The following is a 376-nucleotide window of genomic DNA, read 5'->3' as shown; positions in this document are numbered from 1 at the left end:
AACCTGTAATGCCCAATTCTATATAGTGCTCCCCGCGTCCGCCTACAGCAGCCTGATGGCTGACGTAATTCGGCAGCTCGGTTAAATTCATCGAGCCCATCGTTCCTGTGGGATGCGCCCGCCCGTTACATGCAAAATCCACAACCGGGATACCGGTCAAGGCCGACTGAAACCAGCCATTAATCGTTGTTTCGCCGCCATTCTCATTCGTGTGCAGAGCCCGGACGCCCTTTCCCGTCATGGAAGAGACCATATCCAGGGCTTTTATATAATGAACGGGCTTTACATATTTATCCGGCGCAGCCGGAGCACCAACAACAGCCACAGTAACGAAGAGATCGTCGTCTGCAAAATGGTCTATTGGCACTAGCAGCGG

General features: G+C 52.9%; 1 protein-coding gene. It reads right to left on the bottom strand.

All coding sequences use genetic code 11. From position 1 onward, the window contains the following. Positions 1-376, bottom strand: a 376-nt coding sequence (locus WG8_RS28170; RefSeq protein WP_007429604.1) for an S-methyl thiohydantoin desulfurase domain-containing protein, incomplete at both ends; no start/stop codon positions are given.

It is taken from the genome of Paenibacillus sp. Aloe-11, from assembly GCF_000245715.1.
Classification (GTDB): domain Bacteria; phylum Bacillota; class Bacilli; order Paenibacillales; family Paenibacillaceae; genus Paenibacillus; species Paenibacillus kribbensis.
Note: the sequence above shows the minus strand (reverse complement) of the source record. Positions and strands in the feature narration are given on the sequence as shown.